This is a genomic window from Streptomyces europaeiscabiei (assembly GCF_001550375.1).
Taxonomy (GTDB): Bacteria; Actinomycetota; Actinomycetes; order Streptomycetales; family Streptomycetaceae; genus Streptomyces; species Streptomyces europaeiscabiei.
The window spans coordinates 1-15,286 of record NZ_LRTR01000144.1 but is presented as its reverse complement, the minus strand read 5'-3'; the positions used below and the strand labels follow the sequence as shown (position 1 = coordinate 15,286).

At 69.9% G+C, this 15,286-nt stretch carries 16 protein-coding genes and 2 riboswitches; of the genes, 12 read left to right on the top strand and 4 right to left on the bottom strand.

The window, feature by feature from the left end; translation table 11 throughout:
• The 3 genes from AWZ10_RS06755 to gcvT form a co-directional block, all read right to left on the bottom strand.
• Nucleotides 1-671: serine hydroxymethyltransferase (locus AWZ10_RS06755; RefSeq protein WP_159058221.1), on the bottom strand; the 671-nt coding region annotated here is incomplete at its 3' end.
• 18 nt (nucleotides 672-689) lie between these two features.
• Nucleotides 690-1,067 (bottom strand): glycine cleavage system protein GcvH, encoded by a 378-nt coding sequence (gene gcvH / locus AWZ10_RS06750; protein WP_037695734.1) that lies wholly within the window; start codon nucleotides 1,065-1,067, stop codon nucleotides 690-692.
• A 172-nt stretch (nucleotides 1,068-1,239) separates the two neighbouring features.
• Nucleotides 1,240-2,367 carry a glycine cleavage system aminomethyltransferase GcvT gene (gene gcvT / locus AWZ10_RS06745; protein WP_060890656.1) on the bottom strand — a complete coding sequence of 376 codons (1,128 nt, stop codon included), beginning with the start codon at nucleotides 2,365-2,367 and terminating at the stop codon, nucleotides 1,240-1,242.
• 35 nt (nucleotides 2,368-2,402) lie between these two features.
• Nucleotides 2,403-2,527, bottom strand: a riboswitch (glycine riboswitch).
• Nucleotides 2,528-2,624, bottom strand: a riboswitch (glycine riboswitch).
• A gap of 223 nt (nucleotides 2,625-2,847) precedes the next feature.
• Between gcvT and AWZ10_RS06740 the strand changes: the two genes are divergently transcribed.
• The 10 genes from AWZ10_RS06740 (at nucleotide 2,848) to AWZ10_RS06695 (ending at nucleotide 13,720) form a co-directional block, all read left to right on the top strand.
• Nucleotides 2,848-3,516, top strand: a complete 669-nt coding sequence (locus AWZ10_RS06740) for an AAA family ATPase (protein WP_107084491.1) — start codon at nucleotides 2,848-2,850, stop codon at nucleotides 3,514-3,516.
• 182 nt (nucleotides 3,517-3,698) lie between these two features.
• Entirely contained in the window at nucleotides 3,699-4,475 is a 777-nt protein-coding gene (locus AWZ10_RS06735; RefSeq protein ID WP_046704404.1) for an enhanced serine sensitivity protein SseB, read from the top strand.
• 170 nt (nucleotides 4,476-4,645) lie between these two features.
• Nucleotides 4,646-5,440, top strand: a complete 795-nt coding sequence (locus AWZ10_RS06730) for an enhanced serine sensitivity protein SseB C-terminal domain-containing protein (RefSeq protein ID WP_046704405.1) — start codon at nucleotides 4,646-4,648, stop codon at nucleotides 5,438-5,440.
• 372 nt (nucleotides 5,441-5,812) lie between these two features.
• Nucleotides 5,813-6,811, top strand: coding sequence for an ABC transporter permease (locus AWZ10_RS06725; protein ID WP_046704406.1), 999 nt, complete (start codon nucleotides 5,813-5,815; stop codon nucleotides 6,809-6,811).
• A 74-nt stretch (nucleotides 6,812-6,885) separates the two neighbouring features.
• Entirely contained in the window at nucleotides 6,886-8,643 is a 1,758-nt protein-coding gene (locus AWZ10_RS06720; protein WP_173531497.1) for an ABC transporter substrate-binding protein, read from the top strand.
• A gap of 69 nt (nucleotides 8,644-8,712) precedes the next feature.
• Complete coding sequence (locus tag AWZ10_RS06715; RefSeq protein WP_046704408.1) at nucleotides 8,713-9,720, top strand: ABC transporter permease; 1,008 nt, start codon at nucleotides 8,713-8,715, stop codon at nucleotides 9,718-9,720.
• Nucleotides 9,717-10,811, top strand: coding sequence for an ABC transporter ATP-binding protein (locus AWZ10_RS06710; protein WP_060890655.1), 1,095 nt, complete (start codon nucleotides 9,717-9,719; stop codon nucleotides 10,809-10,811). The genes AWZ10_RS06715 and AWZ10_RS06710 overlap by 4 nt, the downstream gene beginning before the upstream one ends.
• Entirely contained in the window at nucleotides 10,808-12,043 is a 1,236-nt protein-coding gene (locus tag AWZ10_RS06705; RefSeq protein ID WP_060890654.1) for an ABC transporter ATP-binding protein, read from the top strand. Before AWZ10_RS06710 ends, AWZ10_RS06705 begins: the two co-directional genes overlap by 4 nt.
• Before the next feature lie 63 nt (nucleotides 12,044-12,106).
• Entirely contained in the window at nucleotides 12,107-12,742 is a 636-nt protein-coding gene (locus AWZ10_RS06700; protein WP_060890653.1) for a trimeric intracellular cation channel family protein, read from the top strand.
• A 129-nt stretch (nucleotides 12,743-12,871) separates the two neighbouring features.
• Entirely contained in the window at nucleotides 12,872-13,720 is an 849-nt protein-coding gene (locus tag AWZ10_RS06695) for a thioesterase family protein (RefSeq protein WP_046704412.1), read from the top strand.
• Here AWZ10_RS06695 and AWZ10_RS51385 read toward each other — a convergent pair.
• Entirely contained in the window at nucleotides 13,704-13,877 is a 174-nt protein-coding gene (locus AWZ10_RS51385) for a hypothetical protein (RefSeq protein WP_159015038.1), read from the bottom strand. The two genes, AWZ10_RS06695 and AWZ10_RS51385, sit on opposite strands and share 17 nt — an antisense overlap.
• A 16-nt stretch (nucleotides 13,878-13,893) precedes the next feature.
• On the opposite strand from AWZ10_RS51385, the gene AWZ10_RS06690 reads away from it, so the two are divergent.
• A complete protein-coding gene (locus AWZ10_RS06690) occupies nucleotides 13,894-14,871 on the top strand; it encodes a helix-turn-helix transcriptional regulator (RefSeq protein WP_046704413.1) in 978 nt (325 codons plus the stop codon).
• A gap of 139 nt (nucleotides 14,872-15,010) precedes the next feature.
• A partial coding sequence (locus tag AWZ10_RS06685; protein WP_060890657.1) for a hypothetical protein occupies nucleotides 15,011-15,286 on the top strand: 276 nt, incomplete at its 3' end.

Below are 15,286 nucleotides of genomic sequence, written 5' to 3'. Positions count from 1 at the left end.
ACCACGTCCGCGTGCTCGACGGGGTTGGGGTGCAGTCCGGCGGCGACCAGGCCCGCGAAGTGCGCCATGTCGACCCAGAGATGGGCCCCGGTCTCGTCGGCGATGCGGCGGAACTCGGCGAAGTCCAGCTGGCGGGGGTACGCCGACCAGCCGGCGATGATCACCTTGGGGCGGTGTTCCTTGGCGAGCTTCTCCAGTTCGGCCATGTCGACGAGGCCGGTGGCGGTGTCCACGTGGTAGGCGACGACGTTGAACTGCTTGCCGGAGAAGTTCAGGCGCATGCCGTGGGTGAGGTGGCCGCCGTGGGCGAGGTCGAGGCCGAGGATGGTGTCGCCGGGCTGGGCGAGGGCGAAGAGGGCGGCCTGGTTGGCGGAGGCGCCGGAGTGGGGCTGGACGTTGGCGTACTCGGCGCCGAAGAGGTCCTTGAGGCGGTCGATGGCGATCTGTTCGGTGACGTCGACGTGTTCGCAGCCGCCGTAGTAGCGGCGGCCGGGGTAGCCCTCGGCGTACTTGTTGGTCAGGACGGTGCCCTGGGCCTCCATGACCGCGACGGGAGCGAAGTTCTCCGAGGCGATCATTTCCAGGGTGGACTGCTGGCGGTGCAGCTCGGCGTCGACGGCGGCGGCGACCTCCGGGTCCAGCTCGTGCAGGGGCGTGTTCAGAAGCGACATGCGTACGACCTCGTCTTCTCAGCCGGCGGTGTGGGCGACGTACTCGTCGGCGGTGAGCAGGTCGTCCGGCTCCTGCGCGACACGTACCTTGAACAGCCAGCCGCCCTCGAACGGGGCGGTGTTCACCAGCGACGGGTCGTTGACGACGTCCTCGTTGATCTCGGTGATCTCACCGGAGACCGGTGAGTACAGGTCGCTGACCGACTTCGTGGACTCCAGTTCGCCGCAGGTCTCGCCCGCGGCCACGGTGGAGCCCACCTCGGGAAGCTGGGCGTAGACGACATCGCCGAGCGCGTTCGCCGCGAACTCCGTGATGCCGACCGTCGAGACGCCGTCCTCGGCGACCGACAGCCACTCGTGCTCCTTGCTGTAACGCAGCTGCTGGGGGTTGCTCATGGCCTGAATTCTCCTGTACGCGGGGGAGTGGTGAGGAAGGGGGGACTGCTGAAACCGCTGTTGAGCAGCGCGGATGTGCCCAGTGTCACTCTCGGGGTCCGCACGGGTGCCGCTTGTGAACGACTACGTGCACGACCACGCATACGACTACGGGCGGACGACTACGAAGGTGTCACTTCTGCCGCTTGTAGAACGGCAGCGCCACGACCTCGTACGGCTCGTGGCTGCCCCGGATGTCCACGCCCACACCGGCCGTGCCCGGCGCGGCGTGCGTGGCGTCGACGTACGCCATGGCGATCGGCCTGCCCAGCGTCGGGGAGGGAGCGCCGGAGGTGACCTCTCCGATCACCTCGCCGTCGGCGACGACCGGGTATCCGGCGCGCGGCACCCGGCGACCCTCGGCGACCAGGCCGACGAGGACGCGCGGCGGGGCCGAGGCGGCGCGCTCGGCAGCCGCCGTCAGCGCCGTACGCCCGACGAAGTCGCCCTCCTTCTCGAACTTCACGACCCGCCCGAGCCCGGCGTCGAACGGCGTCAGCCCGGTGGTCAGCTCGTGCCCGTAGAGCGGCATGCCCGCCTCCAGGCGCAGCGTGTCCCGGCAGGACAGCCCGCAGGGCACCAGGCCCGCGCCCTCGCCCGCCTTGGTCAGCGCCTGCCACAGCTCGACGGCGTGCTCCGGCTTCACGAACAGCTCGAAGCCGTCCTCACCGGTGTACCCGGTCCGGGCGATCAGCGCGGGGACCCCGGCGACCGTGCCGGGCAGCCCCGCGTAGTACTTCAGACCGTCGAGGTCGGCGTCGGTGAGGGCGGCCAGGATGCCGGGCGACTCGGGGCCCTGGACGGCGAGCAGCGCGTACGCGTCCCGGTCGTCCCGCACCTCGGCGTCGAACCCGGCGGAACGCTCGACGAGCGCGTCCAGTACCACCTGGGCGTTGGAGGCGTTCGCGACGACCATGTACTCGCTCTCGCCCAGGCGGTAGACGATCAGGTCGTCGAGGATGCCGCCGTCCTCGCGGCAGATCATGGTGTAGCGGGCGCGGCCGGGCTTCACACCGCCGATGTTGCCCACCAGGGCGTGATCGAGCAGCGCGGCGGCCTGCGGGCCCCAGACGGTGATCTCGCCCATGTGGGAGAGGTCGAAGAGGCCGGCCTTCGTGCGGACGGCGGTGTGCTCGTCGCGTTCGGAGCCGTAGCGCAGGGGCATGTCCCAGCCTGCGAAGTCGGTCATCGTCGCACCGAGCGAGCGATGCAGGGCATCGAGCGCGGTACGGCGCGATCCAGCGGTGGGGCTACTGCTCATCGGTTCTGCTCCCAGGGCATGACAGGCGAGGGCGATCCTCCCCATCTGTCATCGGAACCTGAGAGGTTCACCACGACCGTACGTACCGGTGGTCATGGTTTGCACCTTGGGTGGAGCCGTCCCTGCAAGAGTGCAGGTGCGGCCCGCTTTTCAGATGTGCCTCGCCCACGCGGTATCTGAGCCTGAGAGATTCAAGGGAGGGACTTGCTCCTTCGGCGCCCCAGCGAGACTGCTGGGAGCTCTCCCGCGCGGATTCAAGCGGCCGGTATGCAGTTGGCGCGCACATCATTGCACGCATCGACGTGGTGCGGCAGGGGGACCTTTCACAGGTGGGGACACGACGAGCACAGGCAGACACAGTGGTCCGTAGCACTCTTGTGGCCATACGAGGACTGAACCAGGAGGGATCGGGCATTACCTTTTCTTTACGGTCTGTGGGGATGGGACTCCATACCCATCCCCCTGGGGAGGACGATCACGGTGAACAGGACCACGGCGTACGCGACCACTTCGGGCATCGCCATGCCCAAGCAGCCCGTCGTACCGGCCGGTGAGGCGTGCGGCCCGTTCCCGAGGCCGGTCGTCCGCGACCTCAGGGAGCGCGCCGGGCGGAGCCCCCACGGACTGTCCTTCGGACCGGACGACCTGGTGGTGGTCACCGGGCTCCCCGGCAGCGGCAAGTCGACGCTGATGCGGCGGTCCGTGCCCGGCGTCCGGATCGACTCCCAGGACACCCGGGACCGCTTCGACGCGCGCTTCGCCCGCCACCTGCCGTACGCGGCCTACCGGCCCTTCGTGCGCCTCGCGCACTACGCGGGCCTGCGGCGTGCCCTCCGCTCGGGGGAGGGTGTCGTCGTGCACGACTGCGGGGCGCAGGCGTGGGTGCGAAGTTGGCTCGCGCGTGAGGCCAGAAGGCGGGGCGGCACCCTGCATCTGCTGTTGCTCGACGTGACGCCCGATGAGGCGCGGGACGGGCAGCGGGAGCGGGGGCGGGGCGTGTCGCGGTACGCCTTCGCCCGGCACAGGGGGGCGATGAGGCAGCTGCTGCGGGCGGTGGAGCGGGGAAGGCTGCCGGAGGGGTGCGGGGCTGCGGTGATCATCGACCGGGCCGCGGCGGACGTGTTGAAGCGGATCGACTTCGTGGGGTGAGATCCGGGGGAGCGTCGGGGGTCCTGTGCGGCGCGGACCGCGGGTGCGTCGTGGCTGGTCGCGCCCACGCGGCCGGGCCGCCGGTCGGCGCTGTCCCGCGCCCCTTGAGGGGCGCCCCCGGTGAGCCGGTGGCATTAAGGTGCAGGGACAACAGCATCACGGACCAAAGCGGTAGGCAGCAGATGGACTTCCCGGCGGACTTTCCGGCACAGGCACATCCCCACGGGCACGGCGGGTGGCCCGGCAACGAGCTCGAGGAGGTGCTGTCCGCGTCGCTCGGCGTGCCCCAGGCCGGGGCGCGGATCGTGGAGGTGCTGGCCCGCAGCTTCGTATGGGTGCCGCTGCCGGAGGGCGGCGGCCCGGCCAGCGGTCAGCTCGATCTGCCCACGATGGAGTTCGACGGCCAGGCGTATGTGCCGGTCTTCAGCTCCGAGGAGCAGTTCCGCCAGGTCGTCGGCAGCCACATGTCGTTCACGATCGCCCCGGCCGTCGAGTTCGCGCGCGGCCTGCCCCCGCAGATCGGCCTCGCTCTGAACCCGGACGGTGTCGTGGGCATGCCGTTGCCGCCGCCCGCCGTAGCCGAGCTGTGCCGGGCCGGGCGGACCCCGCTGGACGGATCGGCGAACGGTGCCCGCGTACGGCTGTTCGAGCCGGACTGGCAGGACGACCCCGTGGACTTCCTCGCGGCCGCCTCGGCCGAGTTCGCCGCGACCGCGGTGGTCCTCTCCGCCCGCCGCTGCCTCGCCTCCATCGAGACCGCCGACCCCGTCATGTTCATCGGCGTCGAACTGGGTTCCTGGGAGGCCGACCGGGCCCTCCCCCTGGCCGCCCTCGGCCGGGCCCTCACCAGGGCCCCCGTCCCGTGGCCCGTCAACATGGTCTTCCTCGACGTCGCCCAGGACCCGGTGGGCGACTGGCTCCGCGAAAAAGTACGGCCCTTCTACCAACAGGGTTACTGACCGGATTCATTCAGGGGCGCGGGGAACCGCGCGACCAGCCACGACGGCGCCGCGGCCCGCGGCGCACGACAACCCCCGAGCCCTGACCGGCTCAACCTGCACACCACCTAAGCTGGTTCCTGTAACCAGGGTCCAACACCAACCACGGTCCACATCGAAGGGCGGCCAACGTGAGCGCGAGCGGCAGCCGCATCGCCACCGGGCAGGTCGAGCACATGCTGCGGCAGGTGACGCCCGGGCGTTACGACGCCTACGAGGCGCTGCTGCGTGCCCTCGCCAGCCCGTCCTCCGGCCAGATCTGGATGCTCCTCTGGCACGGCCAGGCCGGCTCCCCGGACGCGCAGTACGGGAACATGGAGGTCGACGGCTTCAACTACGCCCCGTGCGTCACCTCCGCCCAGGAGCTCTCCGCCAGTGGCTGGAACCGCAGTTACGAGGTGGTCGACGGCCTCGACGTGGCCCGCACCCTCTACCCCGACCACTACGGCCTCTGGCTGAACCCGCACGCGCCGGGCGGCGGCGTCGGCATCCCCTGGCTCGACCTGCGCCGGATCGCCACGGGCCTGGAGCGTCAGCCCGCGGGCCCGCTCCGGCTGTCCGAGCCGGCCATCGAGATCCCGCAGTTCTACGCCCTGCTGACGCAGAACGCCCACCGCACGCCCGCCGTGCGCTCGCTGCGCCGCGCCTGGGTGCAGCCCGCGCTCGGCGCGCCGTACCTGGCCATCGGCCTCGACGTGTACGACACCTCGCCGCCGGCCGTCGACTCGGTGCGCGGGATGATGCAGCAGTCCATCGGCGCGGTCCCGGACGGCCTGCCCGTCTCCACCGTCGCCATGTCCGACGAGTACGACCCGGTCGCCATGTGGCTGCGGGCCGGCGCCCGCCCCTTCTACGACCGCGAGGCCCACGCGGCCCCGGCGCAGGCCCCCGCGGCGGGCGGGTACGGGTACCCGAGCAGGTACTGAGCGCTCGCGCCCCGTGCGGGACTGCCCCGACCCCGTCGATGTGCGCCCCGGGTCGCAGGTGACCGCCGCCCCCACCGCTCAACAGAGCGTCACGTCCGGATAGCGGAACCCTGCTGGCCACATCACGGTTGCGCATACATTCGCCGCCGGGTCTGGTGCCTGATCGCGCGACCGTTGAAGACTCCCCCAGAGCGATGGGGGGATCGGGCGAACGCGCTGTTCATACGGTGAAGTTCGATACCGCGTCTCCTCTCGTACCAAGCAGTAACCCAGAGCAACCGAGAGAACAGCAGTGGTGACGGACCGCACCGCAGACCCGGGCGGCCGTCAGGCACAGTCGGCAACCACCGGCACGGGCAAGCACGAGGGACGATGACCGCACCCATTGAGACGACCGGATCGCAGGCCGAGGCGCAGCCCGAAGCCGTGCTGGAAGGTGTCGAGGCCAAGAAGATCGAGGGCCGTTCGCTAGGCCAGATCGCCTGGACCCGCTTCAAGCGCGACAAGGTGGCGGTCGCCGGCGGTCTCATCGTCGTCCTGCTGATCCTGATGGCGGCCCTCTCCAGGCCGCTGCAGTCGCTGCTGGGGCTGGACCCCAACGCCTTCAACCAGGATCTGATCGACGCCAACACATCCCTCCCCAAGGGTGACTTCGGCGGCATGAGCTGGGACCACCCGCTCGGTGTCGAGCCCAAGTTCGGCCGTGACATCCTCGCCCGCATCCTGGAGGGCTCCTGGGTCTCCCTGGTCGTGGCCTTCGGCGCGACGATCCTGTCCAACGCCATCGGAGTGGTGCTGGGCCTGGTCGCCGGCTACTACGGTGGCCGGGTCGACACGGTCGTGAGCCGGCTGATGGACACCTTCCTGGCGTTCCCGCTGCTGCTCTTCGCCATCGCCATCTCCGCGACGCTCCAGGGCGGCGCCTTCGGCCTCGAAGGACTGCCGCTGCACATCTCGGTGCTGATCTTCGTCATCGGATTCTTCAACTGGCCGTACATGGGGCGCATCGTGCGCGGTCAGACCCTGGCGCTGCGCGAGCGGGAGTTCATCGACGCCTCGCGGGGGATGGGTGCCGGCGGCCCCTACGTGCTCTTCAAGGAGCTGCTGCCCAACCTCGTCGCGCCGATCATCGTCTACTCGACCCTGCTGATCCCGACCAACATCATCTTCGAGGCGTCGCTCAGCTTCCTCGGCGTCGGGATCCAGCCGCCGCAGGCCTCCTGGGGCGGCATGCTCAACCAGGCGGTCGACTTCTTCGAGGTCGACCCGCAGTACATGATCGTTCCCGGCCTCGCGATCTTCATCACGGTGCTGGCCTTCAACCTCCTCGGTGACGGCCTCCGGGACGCCCTCGACCCCCGCAGCCGCTGACGTCTGCGACCGCGGCCCGGTTGTGGCCCGTAGTCCCACGCAACTGTCCAACTACGAAGGAGAACCCGACCATCATGCGAAGGTCAGCAATGGCCGCTGTCGCGGTTGTGAGCAGCGCCGGCTTGCTTCTGTCCGCCTGCAGCAAGGCGGAGGACGGCACGGAGGACACCCCCAAGGGCGCCGGCGCGAACGCCGCGACCAAGGGTGTCGTGAACGAGTCCACGGCGAAGGGCGGCACGGTCACCTACGCCAGCTCCGACGCCCCCGAGTCCCTCGACCCGGGCAACATGTACTACGCGTACGGCTTCAACTTCAGCCGCCTCTACGCGCGTCCGTTGATGACGTTCAAGCCCGGCGCCGGTGAGGCGGGCAACGAGCTCGTCCCGGACCTGGCCGAGAGCGCGGGTACGCCCAGCGACGGCGGCAAGACCTGGACGTACAAGATCCGCCAGGGCGTCAAGTACGAGGACGGCACCGCGGTCACCTCCAAGGACGTCAAGTACGCCGTGGAGCGCTCCAACTTCTCGCGTGACGTGCTCTCGCTCGGCCCCAACTACTTCCAGCAGATGCTGGACGACCCGAAGAAGTACAAGGGTCCTTACGCGGACAAGAGCGACAAGGGCATCTCGTCCATAGAGACCCCGGACGACCACACGATCGTCTTCAAGCTGAACAAGCCGTTCTCCGAGTTCGACTACCTGGCGAGCATGCCGCAGACGGCTCCGGTGCCGAAGGCCAAGGACACCGGCGTCGACTACACCAAGAAGGTCGTCTCCAGCGGCTCGTACAAGTTCCAGAAGTACGACGAGGGCAAGCAGATCGTCCTCGTCCGCAACACGGAGTGGGACGCCAAGACGGACCCGCTGCGCAAGCAGTACCCGGAAAAGATCGTGGTGAACCTGAAGGTCAACAAGGCCACCATCGACAAGGACGTCATGTCCGGCGACACCATGATCGACATCCAGGGCACCGGTGTCGACGCCCAGACCCAGGCCCAGGTCCTCAAGGACAAGGACCAGCTGGCCAACACGGACAACGCGTCCGGCGGCCGTCTCGTCTACACGGCGATCAACACCAAGGTCGCGCCGTTCGACAACGTCGACTGCCGCAAGGCCGTCGAGTACGCGATCGACAAGGTCGCCGTGCAGACCGCCATGGGCGGCCCGATCCGCGGTGACATCGCCTCCACGGTGCTGCCCCCCGACGTCACGGGCTACGAGAAGGCCGACGCTTACGCCACCCCGGACAGCAAGGGTGACGTCACCAAGGCCAAGGAGAGCCTGAAGGCCTGCGGCAAGGAGGGCGGCTTCAAGACCTCCATCTCCGCCCGCACCGACCGTCAGGGTGAGGTCGACGCGGCCACCGCGGTCGTCGAGGCGCTGAAGAAGGTCGGCATCGAGGCCGACATCAAGCAGTACCCGTCGGGCAAGTACTTCTCCGACTACGCGGGTGTGCCGGCGTTCAACAAGAAGAACAACATCGGCCTCATCATGATGCAGTGGGGTTCCGACTGGCCCACGGGCTACGGCTTCCTGCAGCAGATCGTGCACGGCAAGGCCATCGGCCAGTCCGGCAACACCAACCTGTCGGAGCTTGACGACCCCGCGGTCAACAAGCTGCTGGACGACGCGATCGGCAACACCGACGAGGCCGCCCGCACCGCCGCGTACACCGAGGTCGACAAGTTGGTCATGGAGCAGGCTGCCATCGTGCCGCTGACCTACTTCAAGGTCCTGCTGTACCGCTCGCCGTACGCCACCAACCTGGTGTCGTCCTCGGCCTTCAGCGGTCAGTACGACTACCTCAACATCGGTGCCAAGGAAAAGAAGTAGCCCCGGAAGGCAGGTGAAGGCATTGGCGCCCGCGGGGAGAACACCCTGCGGGCGCCGGCGCCGGTCCTCGTGATCTCGTACATCATCCGCCGGACGATCGCGGCGGTGATCCTGCTGCTCGTCGTGACCGCGGTCACCTTCGGCATCTTCTTCATCCTGCCGAAGCTCGCCGGACAGACCGTCGACCAGCTGGCACAGCAGTACATCGGCAAGAACCCCTCGCCCGAGGACATCGCGGCGGTCAAGCGGAACCTCGGCCTGGACCAGCCGGTCTACGAGCAGTACTGGAACTTCATCAAGGGCATTGTCTCCGGTGCCACGTACGACCTGGGGCCCACCACGGTCCGCTGTGACGCCCCCTGCTTCGGCTACTCCTTCAAGGACCACCTGGAGGTCTGGCCGCAGCTCACCAGCCGGCTGCCGGTGACCATCTCGCTCGCCTCCGGCGCCGCCGTGCTGTGGCTGCTGGGCGGCATCACGGCCGGTGTCATCTCGGCCCTGAAGCCCGGCTCGTTCTTCGACCGGGCCGCCATGGGCGTGGCCCTCGCGGGCGTCTCCCTGCCCATGTTCTTCACCGGACAGCTCGCCCTGCTGCTGTTCAGCTACCAGCTGGAGATCTTCGGCAGAACGTACGTCCCCTTCACCGAGAACCCCTCGCAGTGGGCCAACACCCTGTTCCTGCCGTGGTGTTCGCTGGCGCTCCTCTACTCGGCCATCTACGCCCGGCTCACCCGCTCGGGCATGCTGGAGACGATGAACGAGGACTACATCCGCACCGCGCGGGCCAAGGGCCTGCGTGAGCGCAAGGTGGTCGTGAAGCACGGTCTGCGGGCCGCGCTGACCCCGCTGGTGACGGTCTTCGGCATGGACGTCGGCCTGCTCCTCGGCGGCGCCCTCATCACCGAGACCGTGTTCTCCCTGCACGGCATCGGCGAGTACGCGGTCCAGTCGATCAGCGCCAACGACCTGCCCCCGATCCTCGGGGTGACCCTGCTCGCGGCGTTCTTCGTCGTCTTCATGAACCTTGTGGTGGACCTGCTGTACGCCACGATCGACCCGCGGGTGAGGCTCTCGTGACCGAACTGTCCAAGACCGGGGCCGCCGTCGGCGAGCCCGCACGCGCAGGGGACGCCCCCCGGGCGTTCCTCGAAGTGCGCGACCTCAAGGTGCACTTCCCGACCGACGACGGCATGGTGAAGTCCGTCGACGGCCTCTCCTTCCAGCTGGAGAAGGGCAAGACCCTCGGCATCGTGGGCGAGTCCGGCTCCGGCAAGTCGGTGACCTCGCTGGCGATCATGGGCCTGCACCGCCTCGGCGCGCGTGGCAAGAACGTGCGGATGTCCGGTGAGATCTGGCTCGACGGCAAGGAGCTCGTCGGGGCGAGCCCCGACGAGGTGCGCCGACTGCGCGGCCGCGACATGGCGATGATCTTCCAGGACCCGCTGTCCGCGATGCACCCGTACTACAAGGTCGGCAGCCAGATCGTCGAGGCGTACCGCGTCCACCACGACGTCAGCAAGAAGGTCGCCCGCAGACGCGCCATCGAACTCCTCGACCGCGTCGGCATCCCGGAGCCCGACAAGCGGGTCGACGGCTACCCGCACGAGTTCTCCGGCGGTATGCGCCAGCGCGCCATGATCGCCATGGCCCTGGTCAACAACCCCGAACTGCTGATCGCCGACGAGCCCACGACCGCCCTGGACGTCACCGTCCAGGCGCAGATCCTGGACCTCATCCGGGACCTGCAGAAGGAGTTCGGCTCCGCGGTCATCATCATCACGCACGACCTGGGCGTGGTCGCCGAGATCGCCGACGACATCCTCGTGATGTACGGCGGCCGCTGCGTGGAACGCGGCCCGGTCGACGACATCTTCCACGGACCGCAGCACCCCTACACCTGGGGCCTGCTCGGCTCGATGCCGCGCATCGACCGCGCCCAGGCCGACCGGCTCATCCCGGTCAAGGGCCAGCCGCCGAGCCTCATCAACGTGCCCTCGGGCTGCGCCTTCAACCCGCGCTGCCCCTACGCGGACATCCCCAAGGACAACATCACCCGCACCGAGCGCCCCGACCTGCGCGAGGTCGGCGGCCGGCACTTCACCGCCTGCCACCTGTCGCAGGAGGACCGTACGCGGATCTGGACCGAAGAGATTGCGCCGAAGCTGTGAGCGAGACTGAGACCCGGGCCCCCGTGCCGGCCCCGCGCGCCGACGACGACGAGAAACCGCTGCTCAGGGTCGAGGGCCTGGTCAAGCACTTCCCCATCAAGAAGGGCCTGCTCCAGCGGCAGGTCGGGGCGGTCAAGGCCGTCGACGGCATCGACTTCGAGGTGCGCCGGGGCGAGACCCTCGGTGTCGTCGGGGAGTCCGGCTGCGGCAAGTCGACCATGGGCCGGCTCATCACCCGCCTCCTGGAACCGTCCGGCGGGAAGATCGAGTTCGACGGCACGGACATCACGCACCTCAACACCGCCGGCATGCGCCCGCTGCGCCGCGACGTGCAGATGATCTTTCAGGACCCGTACGGGTCGCTGAACCCCCGGCACACCATCGGCACCATCGTCTCGGCGCCGTTCAAGCTCCAGGGCGTCGAGCCCGAGGGCGGGGTGAAGAAGGAGGTCCAGCGCCTCCTGGAGCTGGTGGGCCTGAGCCCCGAGCACTACAACCGCTACCCGCACGAGTTCTCCGGCGGCCAGCGCCAGCGCATCGGCATCGCCCGCGCGCTCGCCCTCAAGCCCCGGATGGTCGTCGCCGACGAGCCGGTCTCCGCGCTCGACGTGTCCATCCAGGCCCAGGTCGTCAACCTGATGGACGACCTCCAGGACGAGCTGGGCCTGACGTACGTGATCATCGCGCACGACCTCTCGGTGGTCCGCCACGTCTCCGACCGCATCGCCGTGATGTACCTCGGCAAGATCGTGGAGCTGGCCGACCGGGACTCCCTGTACGCGACGCCGATGCACCCGTACACCAAGGCGCTGCTCTCTGCCGTGCCGATCCCGGACCCGTCGCGCCGGGGCGCCAAGAGCGAGCGCATCCTCCTCAAGGGCGATGTTCCCTCGCCGATAGCGCCGCCGAGCGGCTGCCGCTTCCACACCCGGTGCTGGAAGGCCACGCAGGTCTGCACGACCACCGAGCCGCCGCTGGCCGAGCTGAGGCCCGGCCAGCGGGTCGCCTGCCACCACCCCGAGAACTTCGAGGACCAGCAGCCCCAGGACGTCGTCCTGCTGACGGCCGCGAAGGAGGCGGGCGAGCTGGTACCGGACGCGGTCAAGAAGACCGAGGCGCCCACGGAGCCCGAGGCGCCCGCGGAGCCCGAGGCGCCCGCGGAGCCCGAGGCGCCCGCGGAGACCAAGGCCGCCAAGGAGCCCGAAGTCGCCAAGGAAACCGACGACAAGTAAGCGAGAACGAGCCCCCGCCTTGCAATGTAAGGCGGGGGCTTGCTGTTGCGTCACAATATATGGGTGTCTCCCTACCCGCTCGATCTGATCGGCATCTTCGTCTTCGCCATCTCCGGCGCGCTGCTGGCCGTCCGCAAGAACTTCGACGTCTTCGGCATCGCCGTCCTCGCCGAGGTGACCGCGCTCGGCGGCGGGCTGTTCCGGGACCTGGTCATCGGCGCCGTACCGCCGGCCGCCTTCACCGACCTCGGCTACTTCCTCACCCCGCTGCTCGCCGCCCTCCTCGTCTTCTTCCTCCATCCGCACGTGGAGCGCATCCAGACCGGGGTGAACGTCTTCGACGCGGCCGGCCTCGGCCTCTTCTGTGTCGCGGGCACGACCAAGGCGCACGAGTACGGCCTGGGCCTGACCGCCTCCGCCGCCCTCGGCCTCGCCACGGCGGTCGGCGGCGGTGTGCTCCGTGACGTCCTCGCCAACGAGGTGCCCTCGCTGCTGCGCTGGGACCGCGACCTGTACGCCGTGCCCGCGATGGTCGGCGCCGGGTTGATCGTCCTGTGCATCAGCCAGGACGCCCTGAACCCCCTCACGTCGGCACTCGCCGCGGTCACGGCCTTCGTGCTGCGGCTGCTGGCGATGCGGTACCACTGGCGGGCGCCGAGGGCATGGAACCGGCGGTCCGCGGCGGTCGAGGAGGGGTGACGAGCGAGTCCCTCCGGCCGAGGCGAGGGGCTCCCTCCGGCCGGGGCGGCCGGGTCGCTCCGGCCGAGGCGAGACCTCACCGCACCACATAAGCTACCGCTTAGTATTTATTTGTTGTACGGTACCGCCATGGCTCAGGCATCCCAGGCGACCATCGGCAACAGCGAGTTCGACCGCGACACGACGGCCACGCGGCGCGAGGAGGGTGTCTACGACATCGACCTCTCCGCCGGTTGGGCCATCACCGGCGCCGTCAACGGCGGCTACCTCCTCGCCGTCCTGGGTCGCGCGCTCGCGGACGCGCTCCCGCACGACGACCCGTTCACGATCTCCGCGCACTACCTGACCGCCTCCCGGCCCGGCCAGGCCGTCGTGCGCACGGACGTCGTCCGCACCGGACGGACCCTGTCGACCGGCCAGGCCTCCCTCTTCCAGTACGACGACGAGGGCCGCGAGGTCGAGCGGATACGCGTCCTCGCCTCCTACGGCGACCTGGACAGCCTCCCGGACGACGTCCGTACGACGGCGAAGCCGCCCGCGATCCCGCCGATCGAGCAGTGCTTCGGCTCGGAGGACGCCCCCGCCCCCATCCCCGGTGGCTCCGCGCTCGCCGACCGGCTGCTCCTGAAGCTGGACCCCGCGACACTCGGCTGGGCGCTCGGCGCGCCCTCCGGCAAGGGCGAGACGCGGGCCTGGTTCGGGCTCGCCGACGGCCGGGACGCCGACCCGTTCACCCTGCTCCTCGCGGTGGACGCGCTGCCGCCGACCGCCTTCGAGCTGGGCGTCACGGGCTGGGTCCCGACGGTCGAGCTGACCGTCCATGTCCGGTGCCGTCCGGCGCCCGGACCGCTCCGGGTCGCCATCGTCACCCGCAACCTCGCCGGCGGCTTCCTGGAGGAGGACGCCGAGGTCTGGGACAGCGCGGACCGGCTGGTCGCACAGTCGCGGCAGCTGGCGCGCGTCAGGCTGTCGGACTGAGCGGCCTGCGGCCCAGCCAGGCCGCCATCCGGCCGTAGGCGTCGGCCCCTTTGAGGGCCGTCACCGCCGGTTCGCAGGGGCGGCCCTCACGCGGCCCGTCCGGCAGGGCGACCCGCACGAGGGGCCCCCGTGCCCGGATGAGGCGCCGGTCCCGCATGCGAGACCCTGATCCGGTGAAGGCCGACCGACTGCTCTCGATCCTGCTGCTGCTCCAGACCCGCGGCCGGGTCCCCGCGCACGAGCTGGCGGAGCGGCTGGAGGTGTCGGTGCGGACGATCTACCGGGACGTGGAGGCGCTGTCGGCGGCGGGGGTGCCGGTGTACGCCGAGCGCGGGCGGCACGGGGGGATCGAGCTGCTCGCCGGGTTCCGTACGGACGTCACGGGGCTGACCGCCGACGAGTCGCGGGCCCTGTTCGTGCTGGCCGCGCAGGGGGCGCACGCCGCGCTCGGCCTGGACGCGGCGCTGGGTTCCGCGCTGCGCAAGGTGATGGCCGCGCTGCCCGCACCGCACCGGCCCGCCGCCGAGACCACCGGCCGCCGGATCCTCGTCGACTCCGCCCGCTGGAAACGCGGACCCCAGGAACCCGTGGACCTGGACGCTCTCCAGGACGCGGTGTTCACGGACCGGCGACTGCGATTGCGCTACCGGCACGGCGGGGACACGGAACCGCGTACGTACACCGTCGACCCGTACGGGCTCGTGTCCAAGGCGGGCGTCTGGTACCTCGTCGCCGACCTGAGGGGGAGGCCGCGGCTCTTCCGCGCGGACCGGGTGCGGTCCGCAGCCGTCCTGGACGACCCCGTCGGGCGCCGTACCGGCGTCGAACTCGCCGACGTGTGGGAGGAGTTGAGGCGCCGGGTCGAGGAAAGGCCGGGCGGTGTCGACGTCACCGTGCGGGTGCGGCGCTCCTTTCTCGACATGTTCCTGCGCCTCCAGGCGGCCTGGCTGGCGGAGCCGCCCGAGGACGACGGCGAGAGCGAGTGGCTGACCGCGCGGCTGTCGTACGGCGTGCCCGGCGAGGTGCGCCAACTCCTGGTCTTCGCCGACCGCCTGGAGGTGCTGGACCCTCCTGAAGCGCGCGCCGAACTGGCCGCCGCGGCCGCCTCCGTCACGAGCCTGTATCAGGGCCGAGTTGCGCGAGAAGCGTGAAAGGCCAGGTCAGGTGTGGTGAGTTGGCGATCGCTTTGCCCTTCGCACAGGTTTGGCACAGCGCGAACCCAAGAGAGCCCAAAGCTGCGTTGATTCGATGCCGCCCACGAACTCTTCATCGTTCTTGGAGCTGTCTCTCATGAAGCGTGCACGTCTCGTCCCCGCCGTCGCCCTGCTGGCGGCCGCACCCCTCTTCCTTGTGGCGTGCGGCTCCAGCGACTCGTCGTCGTCCACCTCGAACAACGGCAACTCCGGGCAGCAGAGCTGCCAGGCACCGTCGGGCGCCCCGTCCGGTGCCCCCTCGGGCGCCCCCTCCGGCCGGCCTTCCGCGAACGGTCAGGCCCCGTCCGGTGCCCCCTCGGGCCAGCCGTCCGGTGCCCCGAGCGGTGCCCCGGGGGGTGGCGGCCAGAACGGC